11 protein-coding genes are annotated in these 12,584 nt (G+C 33.2%); all 11 read right to left on the bottom strand.

The features are described from left to right. A partial coding sequence (locus IDG60_RS15105) for an aminotransferase class I/II-fold pyridoxal phosphate-dependent enzyme (RefSeq protein ID WP_206160862.1) occupies positions 1–541 on the bottom strand: 541 nt, incomplete at its 3' end. A gap of 427 nt (positions 542–968) precedes the next feature. Beyond that, on the bottom strand, positions 969–2,477 hold the full coding sequence (locus IDG60_RS15100; RefSeq protein WP_000686168.1) for a phytoene desaturase family protein: 1,509 nt from the start codon (positions 2,475–2,477) through the stop codon (positions 969–971). Between the two features lie 11 nt (positions 2,478–2,488). Beyond that, a complete protein-coding gene (gene crtM / locus IDG60_RS15095) occupies positions 2,489–3,352 on the bottom strand; it encodes a 4,4'-diapophytoene synthase CrtM (RefSeq protein ID WP_000178308.1) in 864 nt (287 codons plus the stop codon). A gap of 36 nt (positions 3,353–3,388) precedes the next feature. After that, positions 3,389–4,516, bottom strand: coding sequence for a 4,4'-diaponeurosporenoate glycosyltransferase (gene crtQ / locus IDG60_RS15090; RefSeq protein WP_000871744.1), 1,128 nt, complete (start codon positions 4,514–4,516; stop codon positions 3,389–3,391). Between the two features lie 5 nt (positions 4,517–4,521). Beyond that, positions 4,522–6,015, bottom strand: a complete 1,494-nt coding sequence (locus IDG60_RS15085) for a phytoene desaturase family protein (RefSeq protein WP_000160456.1) — start codon at positions 6,013–6,015, stop codon at positions 4,522–4,524. Continuing rightward, positions 6,008–6,496: a glycosyl-4,4'-diaponeurosporenoate acyltransferase gene (gene crtO / locus IDG60_RS15080; RefSeq protein WP_001805835.1), complete on the bottom strand. Its 489-nt coding sequence runs from the start codon at positions 6,494–6,496 to the stop codon at positions 6,008–6,010. The genes IDG60_RS15085 and crtO overlap by 8 nt, the downstream gene beginning before the upstream one ends. A 174-nt stretch (positions 6,497–6,670) precedes the next feature. Continuing rightward, positions 6,671–7,438 (bottom strand): CHAP domain-containing protein, encoded by a 768-nt coding sequence (locus tag IDG60_RS15075; protein ID WP_000725225.1) that lies wholly within the window; start codon positions 7,436–7,438, stop codon positions 6,671–6,673. Between the two features lie 360 nt (positions 7,439–7,798). Next, the gene (locus tag IDG60_RS15070) at positions 7,799–9,610 is read right to left on the bottom strand and encodes an acyltransferase family protein (protein ID WP_000379821.1); all 1,812 of its coding nucleotides are present in this window, start codon (positions 9,608–9,610) and stop codon (positions 7,799–7,801) included. Between the two features lie 512 nt (positions 9,611–10,122). Beyond that, complete coding sequence (locus IDG60_RS15065) at positions 10,123–10,611, bottom strand: GNAT family N-acetyltransferase (protein WP_000996739.1); 489 nt, start codon at positions 10,609–10,611, stop codon at positions 10,123–10,125. A 275-nt stretch (positions 10,612–10,886) separates the two neighbouring features. Then, complete coding sequence (gene isaA / locus IDG60_RS15060; protein ID WP_000751263.1) at positions 10,887–11,588, bottom strand: lytic transglycosylase IsaA; 702 nt, start codon at positions 11,586–11,588, stop codon at positions 10,887–10,889. Positions 11,589–12,195: 607 nt separating this feature from the next. After that, a partial coding sequence (locus tag IDG60_RS15055; RefSeq protein WP_206160861.1) for a PTS sugar transporter subunit IIC occupies positions 12,196–12,584 on the bottom strand: 389 nt, incomplete at its 5' end.

Genomic DNA, 12,584 nt, shown 5'->3' with positions numbered 1-12,584 from the left:
CTTTCGTAGCTGTCGATCCAGTTGGATTATTTGGATACGTTAAATAAATGAGTTTTGTTTTATCTATTATTTGTGAATCAACTGTGGACCAATCTGGCAAATAATGTGGCGGTTCTAAATTAAGCGGAACTGGCTTGCCATCAGCTAAAAGTACACCTGCTAAATAGTCCGTGTAGCCTGGATCAGGTAGTAATACATAGTCTCCTGGATTGATAACACATGTTGGTACTGCCACTAATCCATTTTTTGTACCATATAAAATGCATACTTCATCTTCTTTATCTAACGTCACATTATATTGTCTTTGATAAAAATCTACAATAGCTTGCTTGAACGCTTCTTTACCATGAAAAGCACCATATTTTTGATTTTCAGGAATAGTTAGTGCTTTTTGAAAATGATCAATAATACCTTGTGGCGTGGGCCCATCAGGGATCCCAACTGCCATATTAATTAATGGCAATGGTCCATGTTCGATTTTACGTCCCATCGTTTTCCCGAAATAACTATCAGGGATATTTGCTAATTTGTTAGAGATCATCAAATTCCTCCTCTATCATTAAACATAGCCTGGGCGACTATCATAATCCTAACAACTTGTATCACTCTCATTTAGATGGTTACAATGACATCGCCATTCACCGTTATGTTCAACAGAACTTATGACACACGTTGTATTGAATGAATTTATTTTCATTTTAGGTAGGTACATTATTATTGTCAATATTAGGAATTTTCAGATTAATATGCACTCAATCGTTATGATTTAACTGTCATGCATATCCGCATGCGCAACCAGTTAGATATGCTTATATAAAGTATAACGCCCCTCAAGGTACGTATTCAAACGTGAACCTTAACAGGCGCCTATTCATTGTTAAATAAAACTTCTTTAGAACATACTTATTTCACTATGCCTTTTACTTTCCCCTTATACTTTTCTCACATCTTTCTCTTAGACTACTCCCTTATACGCCCCGCTCAATATCTTTAATCATTTCGTCTACAGTTATTTTCGCACTTGTTAAGACAATAGGAACGCCTGCACCTGGGTGCGTACTTGCACCTGCAAAATATAAATCTTTATAATCTCGCGATACATTTTGTGGACGATAATAATTACTTTGCGCTAAAGTTGGCATTAAACCGAATGCCGAACCAAATTTCGCATGATACGTTTGCTCAAAATCATTTGGCGTAAAGATTGTTTCTGAAACAATATGCGATTTTATATCTTCAAATACTTCAATTGTTGCTAATTTACGATAAATAATTTCCTTTATTTGTTGCGTCAAAGCTTCATCTGACCAATCGATTCCGCTACCTGTTTTAAGTTCCGGCGTCGGCATTAGCACATAAATACCAGTTTTGCCTTCTGGCGCAAGTGATTTATCAGCGACCGCTGGTACATACACATAAATAGAAGGATCATATGATAAACGTCCCTCAAATATTTCTTCAATATTGCCTCTAAAGTCATCTGAAAAAATAACATTATGAAGTCTCACTTGATCTGTCACATCAATATCTATACCGATATACATTAAAAATGCTGAACAAGAGTAATCTAAGTCTGCAATTTTATGTGGTGGATACTTTTTAATAGGTGCAAAATCTGGCATTAATGATTCCGCAACACTAGGGAAATCAGCCGTACATAAAATTTTATCAAATTTTCTTATGTCACCATTCACTTTTATCGCATCGGCCCGTTTGAATTTAGGATCAATAATAATTTGCTCAATTTCAGCATTTAGTTCAATATTAACGCCTAAGTCTTTATTTAATTGCGCTAGCCCTTGAGCCATACCATACATACCGCCTTTAATAAAATGCACACCAAACATCATTTCAATCATAGGAATAATTGAATATAGTGACGGGCCTCGTTTTGGATCAATTCCTATGTATAACGTTTGAAACGCTAAAAGCTTTTGTATCTTTTCGTTATCAATATAATGTTCAATTAGCTGATCTGCATGATTTAACGTTTTTAACTTAGCACCTTGCACAAGTGACGTCATATTATAAAAGTCACTCGGTTTGCGATACGTTCTTTCTAAGAAATAGCGACGTGCAATTTCATATTTTTTATAAACATCCGTTAAAAAGGACATAAAACCATGCGTTGAACCAGGTTCTATACTTTCTAGCATTTGCTGTAATTCAGCTAAATCTGTAGGCACCGTTATACGATCATCGTGGTCAAAATACACATCGTAAATATAACGTAATTGTCTCAATTCAATATAATCTTCATAATTTTTACCACACGCTGTAAAAACATCTTTATAAACATCTGGCATCATGACAATTGTGGGACCCATATCAAATGTAAAGCCGTCTTTCTTTAATTGATTCATACGCCCGCCTACATTATTATTTTTTTCAAATATCGTCACTTCATGACCTTGAGAAGCAATACGGGCTGCCGCTGCTAATCCTGTGACACCTGCACCAATTACTGCAATCTTCATTATTCAACCACCTATATTCTATGATATTTACTATTTATTTCATGAAACAACTTTGCCTTTTTCCGCTTATCCACAAAAACACGTTCATGTAATGTATAGTTAGCCTGTCTCACTTCGTCCAGTATTTCAATATATATACGTGCTGCTAATTCTATGATTGGTTGTGCTTCAATACTAAATACTTTGATTTGATCCATAACATCTTGAAAATCTTTTTCTGCGATAGCTGCATAATATTCCCATAAGTCAATATAATGATTATTAACACCATTTTGGTACACTTCAGCAATATCAACTTCATATTGCTTTAATCGTTGCTTACTAAAATATACCCGTTCATTGTCAAAATCTTCACCGACATCTCTTAATATATTAATCAATTGCAACGATTCACCAAGTCTTCTTGCGACATCGTATGTCTGATGTGTTTCATGATCACTTAAAATCGGCGTCAATACTTCACCTACTGTACCAGCAACACCATAACAATATCCGAATAATTCAGCGTCCGTTTCAAACATTGTAAAATGTTGATCTTTATATACAGTATCAATGAGATTATAAAAAGATTGAAAGGCGATATTTTTATGTTGTGCAACATGCTGAAGCGCCATCATGATTCTACGATCACTTTGAAAGTGATGATGTTCATATGGGTATTTTTCAATAGATTGTATATCTTCTTTTATTTGATTTAAAAATTGAATATCGCCATAAACATCTATACTGTCATCAATTTTACGACACACAGCATAAATTGCCCAAACCGCTTTTCTTTGATCTTCTGGTAACAAGTCAAAAGCGTAAGAAAAGCTTTTTGAATGTTTCTTCATGATTTTATGACAATATTTAAAATTCATATCCATCATTGTCATACTAGTCCTCCTATATTGAAATGCCATTACCTTGATTTATTGTTCTTTAGATATAGAATATTGACGACCTTTCCATTCAACTACACCATACCGATGCGTTTGTTTCCAAGATTGGATGAAAATTTTAGTAAAAAACATAAATAACAATGGATGACATACCATTAATAAATTAGAAAATTGGCCGACCCTTCGATGCAGATAAATAAATTGTGTAGTATAGCTCAAGTAAAGTGCTACCATTTTTCTTACAGACATTTGGCGATATTTTAAACTAAGACATAGCCCTAAAATACTCGCTATAGAACCGAACAACCACAACACAATTGCTGTCATGATCTTAGGCTTTGTGCCACCTGCCCCAGTTGACAAATGCTTTGTCCATCCTTCTTGTAATGACTGAAATCCTTCTTGATACATGCGAAATGCAACAAATGGAAATCCTTCATAAACTGTTACGGGCAATGATTGTGAAGTATATGCACTTCCTAAAGCAAATCCTTCAATAATATGACGGTTCGCACTTTTATGACCTCCAGTTGCATAATAATCTTCTTTATTTGTTAATGTCACCGGTCCAAATGCATGCTGGTTAGTCCGACCGTCGTCTAAGGTAGAAAATACATTCATACCAACGACTGTCATTAAATTAAATATCGCTGAAAACCCTTCGTAGAAACGCTTTGTTATATGATAAGGCTGTACGCTTAACAATCCTTTTTCACCTTGTAATTGATACTGATTAATCAACGTTTCAACAGCATCTTTCCTTAAGAAAGTTACATCAGCATCTACAAAGGCAATACGATTCGTACATGCATGCGTCACACCTTGATAACAAGCATGTGATTTCCCATACCATTTGCCGTCAGTATCATCAACAACATCTACTACAGTCGCACCATATGAACGTGCTACACGTGCTGTTTCATCTGTCGATCCGTCATTCATAACAATGACATCTACTGGAACTTGCTGTTGTATTATCGAATGTAGTAAATGACCTATTCTTTTTTCTTCATTTCTAGCCGGAATAATAATTGTTAATGCTTTATGATTGAAGTTCAGCGTTTTCGTCTTTAGCTGATGTCTACGATTAAATATCAATGCACCACACGCCATAGACATGGTCACTATTACTGTTAATATTCGTGATAACCATTTCATAGATATCACTTCCTATTCTTCGCTTCTCGCGCGTTTATTTTGTCTGCGACTTGTTGCCCACTTAATGTAACCATTGGCATGCCACCACCAGGATTTACTGATCCACCTACAAAGTACAAGTTTTCAAAATACTGACTTTCTTTAGGAAATTTAAATCCTTTGTTTTTCTTTTTATCTGCTACAACACCATATATTGCACCACGATTAGAACGATAATTTTTTTCAATATCCTCCGGTGTCCAAACATCTTCATAAATAATGTGTTTTCTTAAATCAGTAAGTCCCATTTTTTCTAATTTATCCAAAATTTTATCCCTAAACTTCGCATAATCTTCAGTGGTAAAAGGCTGATCTTGAATATATGGAATATGTGGTAAGACTTTGATATTTTCATAACCTACTGGCGCTTGTGTGTGATCAGTTTTATTCGTATTTACTAGATAAATGGTCGGATCATCTGGCAATACCTTTTCATGAAAAACTTGTTGATAATTGAGATAAGCATTTTCCGTAAAAAAGAAATTATGATGTGCTAATTGCGGGTATTGGCAAGCAACACCTAAATGCATCACATATCCTGAGCTTGCCGGCTCAAATTCCCTCTCTAATTTGTTTAATCGTTGAGTATCAAGGTGAATTAAATATTTATAAGTAGGTATGACTTCCATATTTGAAATAATATAATCTGCCTTTACAAACTCACCTGTATCTAATCTGACACCCGTCACACGTCTTTGATATGTTTTAATATTGTCCACACGTGCACCTGTATGAATTGTGACACCTTCTTCACGCGCTAGCTTTTCCAAGGCATTGGCTAAATGATGGATTCCACCTTCTACATACCAAAGGCCTTGCTCTTGTTGCATATGGAATAACATAGATAATACAGCTGGCGCATCGTATGATGAAGAACCTACATATTTGATAAAATAGCCTAACATTTGTCGCAAGTATGGATTCGAGATACGCTTGTCTATGGCCTGTTGCATAGTATGTACATAATCATAATTAATAAGAGCATTTAATGGCCCATGAAATTTAATAATTTGAGATAGTGTATCTAAACCATAGTTAAAATACCCTTTTTCAGTAATACGATCGATTCGTCTTGTATAATTCAAATAATTTTGCAGTTCCTCTATATCCTGTTTCGACAATATCGCATTATGCTGACCTGTTTCTTTAATACCTTCATACAAATCGATAGTCGTTCCATCTGGAAAAAAGCTACGCCATTGATGTGGCAATCGCTTGATTGTAACGTAGTCTGACATTTGCTTCTTGCTATATTCGAATAATTTTTCAAAAATATAAGGCATCGTTAAAATAGATGGACCTAAATCAAAGCCAAAGCCATCTGATTCATGACGATTCACTTTGCCTCCTATATGATTATTTTGTTCATATAATGAGACCGAATAGCCACTTTGTGCCATTCGAATTGCTGCAGAAATCCCACCTAAGCCACCACCAATAACGATGATATGTTTAGTCATGACGTTCACCTCTTCGTTTTAATATGCGTAGTAACTGCGTTAATCTCGGTCGATTATAGCGTTGCACAATAATGATTGGAACATTAGCTATCATTGCATAGAAAATATTTATATACTTTACTAAACGAGAGCCTTTATTGAATATGATGACTGGAAGTATCGATATCCAATGAATCAACTCTGCCCTCTTTGTCTCTATAATCATTTTTTCAATTTCATCAGTATTGATTGTCATTAAATGACGCTGATCATATATATTTTGATTAAGCTGATGACCATCTAAAATCTTATGTTTCCATTTTCTTACGTAAAACCATTTGTTCCAAAATTTTCCATGCTTCTCAAAATTAAATGATTTAAATATTATGTACTTCTGACGAAAATACTTATCAGGAATTCTTGTACCTAAATTTGCTATATTTAGTTGAACAATTAACCAATACATACTACAAAAAAATGCTGTTTTGATATATTTTTTCATGGTTTTCATCTAAATTGAATCACTCTCAATCATACTGACATAGTATAAATTATCACTTTATTACTTAGTTCCCTAAAGATCAGTGAATAAACCGCTCTCATTTATATTTATATAAAACAAAAACGCCAATACTCTCATGTTAGAGAATATTGACGTCATTTGATTTACATTTGATTAATGAATGAAATTATATGAACCTGCTTGGTTTGCTGAAATTGTACGAGACGTAACCACACCAGCACCATGTCCATAGTTCATTTCTGAAACACGAACAGAACCGTTGCTGTTAACGCCTTCAACGTAAGCAACATGACCGTAATAGCCTTGTGTTGTTTGCATGATAGCACCAACTTTTGGTGTATTGTTCACTGTATAGCCAGATGATGCAGCTGCGTTAGCCCAATTACTTGCGTTACCCCATGTTGAACCAATTTTCCCACCAACACGATCAAATACATAATAAGTACATTGTCCTGAAGTATATAAGTTACTTCCTGATGCATAACCATTAGAAATTGAACGACCATTTGAAGATGGCGCTGCAGTTGTAGTCACATGAACATTATTACTTGTTGTGCTATAACTTGCACCTGAACCACCAGTATAATAGTTATTTGTTGCTGTTTGGCTATTGTTTGTATAGTTATTGTATTGATATGAATGATTATAGTAGTTATTGTAAGATGCATTGTTATAACTATAAGTATTGTAGTTGTTGTAGTAGTATGTGTTGTTTTGCGTTAATTGACTTGGATTCCAATTTCCTGTCCAAGTGTAATGATAATTACCTTGTGCATCAATTGTATACGTATAGCTGTATGATTGAGCGTCATTAGAATTATATCCATTGTTATTTTGTTCTGCGGCTTGTGCATCATGTCCTGCAAATGCGATAGTGGCAAGTCCTGCTGTAGCGATTGTAGCTGTAACGATTTTTTTCATAATTAAATATCCTCCCAATAATCAAAACACTCTATACATATAGTCATTAGCGACTCAATTATTTTAAATTTTATATTTTTTATTTTTTTAGTATGCAAATAATTATAACTTTTATAGTTTTGCGACAAAACAAACTATAACAGAGATTAGGTGTCTTGCGGGCTTTGTTATCATAATGTAATCTGTTCCTAATAAAGCTTCATTGAATGTAATATACCAATTAGAATGTTTACAACACTTTTTCTGCACCGTTAACATGGGATTTGAAAATAAAAAAGCACTAAACTTTTAATGAAATACATCATTTTTGATAATAAATATCAGAAGTAATGTAATATTTCAAAAGTTTAGTGCATCAAGTTATTTCTTATTTGTAGCATGTGTTTCCATCGTTTTTACAATCAAATCAGTCAGCGCTTTACTACCTGCATATTCTAAGTGAATACCGTCATATGCAAAGTATTCCGGATGACCTGCAGAAGCTTTATACCAATCGACTAGATGTACATTAGAGCGCTTTTCAGCTGCCTCATAAATTAATTTATTTATTCTACCTTCATAATCTCTAGGTACTCTAATAGAAACTAAATAAATGTCTGCTTTTCCAAAACTATCCAATAGTTCATTTAATTGATCTTTCGTAAATGCCCCATTTGTACCAAGCTCTACTACAACTTTTTGACCTTTTTTAGCATAGTCTTTATATTGCGATTTCACAATTGGTGTAGCATCAACGAGTTGCCGTCCAACTTTACCATCAATTTGTGCATTTGGTATTTTCTTAGTAAAGACATTACCAATATCCACCATGACCGAGTCACCAATTAATAGTGGTGATGACTTTTTAATATCCTCTTTGCTATTCGCTGTCTGCTTATCCTCTTGCTTATCTTTTTTAACGACTTTTTTCTTCGTTGTTTTAAATTCCGTCTTCTTCTCTTTCTTCTCGGCTTCATGTTGTTTGCCAAGTGCATCAAACTGTCCACTGAGCACAACGATAGACGGAACCAATAATAGGATAACTAACACTGTTCTAGCAAATTGCCCCTTCTTTTTAGGTAAAAATGCAAAAGCTTTAAATCCTTTTTTACGTATAGGTGTTTCAATAAAGCGATACGAAATTTCAGCCATTAACGCTGTTAACAAAATTTCTATAATATAAACGTATACCGGTATTTGTCCTTGTACGTAATAACTGTTCACAAAAACAATGATAGGATAATGCCATAAATATAAGCTATATGATCGTTTACCTATAATTAGTAAAGGTTTCATACTTAAAAATTTAGCAAATAAACTAGAAGGATGTACCGCAATTGCAATAATGAATAAAGTTGCAAATGATATAATGTAAAATCCTCCATTATAGATCCATTGATCTTGGTCGCCAACTATAAAGAACAAAGTCATTAGAACCGCAAAACCAGATATCCCTATAATATCTAATGATACGACAATCTTTTTAGAAATATCTTTTTTCAAAGCAAACGGAGGCCAAATAAATGCTAATATACAACCAAGCAATAAAGTTTGCAGTCGTGTATCTGTCCCAAAATACACACGTGAATTATCTCCAGTGATGAAATGAATCACTATCATAAGTCCTAAAGAAATCAACGATACAATAAATAGCGTTTGAATAATATTTCTCGGTTTAAATCTATGTAATAAGAACGTGATAACCAATGGGAAAAGCAAGTAAAATTGTTCTTCAATGGCTAAAGACCATAAATGTTTGAGTGGTTCAATAGCAAATTGGTTAAAATAATCTACATTCTGTGAAATGTACCACCAGTTTGAAACATAGAATATAGCTGCAATAGCATCTCGTTTCATTTGTATAATCAATTCCGGTTTAAATATCAGTGTGAACGTAAGCACGACACAGATTAAAAATAACACTGCCGGAATGAGTCGTTTCAATCGTCGCTTCCAAAACTCTAGCAAATCGATTTTTTGCGTCCGATAATACTCACTTATCAACAAACTTGTTATTAAATAACCTGAAATAACGAAGAATGTATCTACTCCTAAAAAGCCCCCACTTAACCATTGTGCATTCAAGTGATAAATAATGATTCCTATAACTGCGAATGCCCTCAATCCATCTAATCCGGGTAAGTATCGCGGGGAATACATTTTTTCTAAACGTTTAAAGTCTTTTGTATCCATGTTAATAAACGCCCCATTTATTTTTCTCTATTTTGTAGCATATCACAATATTTTTGAAAATAAAATATTGCACTGATTTTCATTAATTGATTTAACCCTTAATTAAGATAGTTTTAAATTTTTTATTAAGTAGAAAACAATTATTACAGTTAATTTCATTACTGCAAACCACATATAAATTTGTCGATTTTACTACATAACATAGATTATCATAGATTCTTGAATTTTTAGCAAAATAACTGTTATTTTCATTATATTTTTACAAAAAAAGGTTCGTTTTATATTTTATGCATCTTACTGTAACAGAATCATTAAGATATGCTATTCGAATTTACTTTTTCAAAATTTCTATAATGAATAAATTACCATGTATTGAAAATAAAGCGAAATGCAGCCTATCCTCTAATTTAAACCAAGCGATATATCACGTCAGCCTTTATATTTAAACGCTATGTGTCACTTTTAAAATGAATATTACTAAGATTGTCATACCAATTATTCATTGCATCGAATTAATCTTTTAAATTTCTGTAATAAAACCTATTATCTACATCTAATTTAGGAAAACTACTTGGTAAATCTCCTCGCTTAATTTCACGGAAGCCATTATTAGAATAAAAATACTGTGCACTAATAAATTTATCAATTGTTCCTAAATAAATACCATCGATATTTTGTTCTTTACATGTCATTATAACTTTATCTAAAAGTTTTTTACCTATTTTTAAATTCCTATAACCTTTATCAACAAACATTTTTTTAAGTGCAGACATATTATTATCTAGTCTAATCAAACCTATAGTACCAACAATATTTTGATGATTGTTTATTGCAAGCCAAAATTGCCCTCCACTATTCAAATAGTTATGTTCGATGTTCTCCAAATCAGGTTGATCATCTCTATCAATTTTTATATTAAATTCATTTTTTTGAATCGATAAAATAAACTCGATTAGCTCTTCCTTATAAGACCTATTATATTCAATTATGTTTATAGCCATTTTTATCTCCTTTTTCATTTAATTTAATTATAAAATGTGCGTTTAGTTTGTATCTAGTGTACTCAGTACAGCCTCAAATGAAGTTTCATTCCACTTGGCACTTAATAAAGACAAGTATTTTAGCAGTAATACAATAAAGTCCAATAAATTTCCCTAACTTCAATATCCACTTTTTAAAAAATGTATTTTTAATTAATAAAAAAACTCTCCCCAATTTCTATGGGAAGAGCTATATATTTAATGTCTAAACATTACTTTTATTTATTATGAAGGAATTAGAATCCCCAAGCACCTAAACCTTGTGCTTTGTATGCTTTAACAGCTGCGTTGATTTGTTGGTCAACAGTGTTTGTCGGACCCCAACCTGGCATAGTTTGGAATAAACCTGAAGCACCTGATGGGTTGTAAGCATTTACTTGACCATTTGATTCACGAGCGATGATTGCAGCCCATGTAGAAGCTGAAACACCAGTACGTTGAGCCATGATTTGAGCTGCTGATGAACCAGTAGCACCTGCAGTATTACCATTGCTTAATCTCACTGAACTTGAAGTAGTTGAAGTGCTGTAGTTATGGTAAGTTGGAGCTGAAACAGCTTCAACGTTTGAGTTACTTGATTGTGCATTGTAGCTTACTGATTGTACATCTGAACCTTGGTTGTATGAAGTAGTGTAGTCTGCACCTGCAACGTTTGAGAAACCAGCAGTTTGACCATTAGCTGCTTCATAGCTCCATGACCATGTAGTACCATTTGAAGTAAAGTTATATTGGAAACCATCTTTTACAAAGTGGATGTCATATGCACCATCTTTGATTGGAGCTGCATTTAATTGATCTTGGTGATTATGCGCTAAGTCAACTAAGTGTGCTTGATCAACGTTTACTTCAGCAGCGTGTGCTTGATGTCCTGTACCTGCTGCGTAACCTGTTACACCTAATGCCACTGCTAATGATGATGCCATAATTGTCTTTTTCATAGTAAAAAATCCTCCAGTAATAATTGTAAGTTTATGTTTTTAGTAATTATATTTTGAATTTGAATGTCGTAGTGCAAGTTTAAATTGTCTTTTATTTCTTTCAACGGTACTCACTATATCACAAAAAACCAGCCAGTAAATTACACTTTCTTTACAAAACATTACAATATCAAGTGTTATTTGTAATGTTGAAATATGGCTGTTTTATACTGTAATGTGAAATATGTGCCCTTTAGAATCCAATCAACCCTTGAAATAGTCTTTAACACATAAGATTTTTACTATATTTAGCTCAACTATTACAGCTTTCGTAATATTACAGATTGTATTTTTGTTACATAGCTGTAATATATCTGACATGTAACTTCTCTTATTTTCGTACATTAAACGCAATTAAAAAGCAATCAACACATATGTTTCTGCACATGTATTGATTGCTATTATTGTTGTATATTCAAAGTTTTAAAACACACATCTTTTGTGAATTATCTTATCTTTTATAAGCACAAATAAACTGCAACTCAATTATATTGCTAAACTTTATTCTCGCAATTCACAATAACATTAAATAATTTTTGGTCTAATATTTTCAAAAAACATACTGTCCTTATCCCATGAATTTAAAAATATCATTAGTATATAAACGAAACACTTTACGATAAATGATATCTGCAAGCCAAGCTGTTACAAATGGCACAACAAAGAACGCTACTACAATTAGTAAGACACTCAACCAAGCAGAATCAACCTCCATAAATTTAAATGCATTAATCGGTCCTACCATTCCTATAAAACCAAATCCAGCTGATTCTTTCGTTCCATGAATACCTACTAATGCTGATACCAAACCTGATACAATGGCTGTTGTCAATATTGGTAACATAAGAATTGGATATTTCACCATATTAGGTATCATCATTTTAACGCCTCCAAAGAAGACGGATAACGGCACCCCTAAACGATTCACTTTACTTGTACCAATTATCAATACTGCTT

Source organism: Staphylococcus sp. EG-SA-2 (assembly GCF_017152085.1).
Note: the sequence above shows the minus strand (reverse complement) of the source record. Positions and strands in the feature narration are given on the sequence as shown.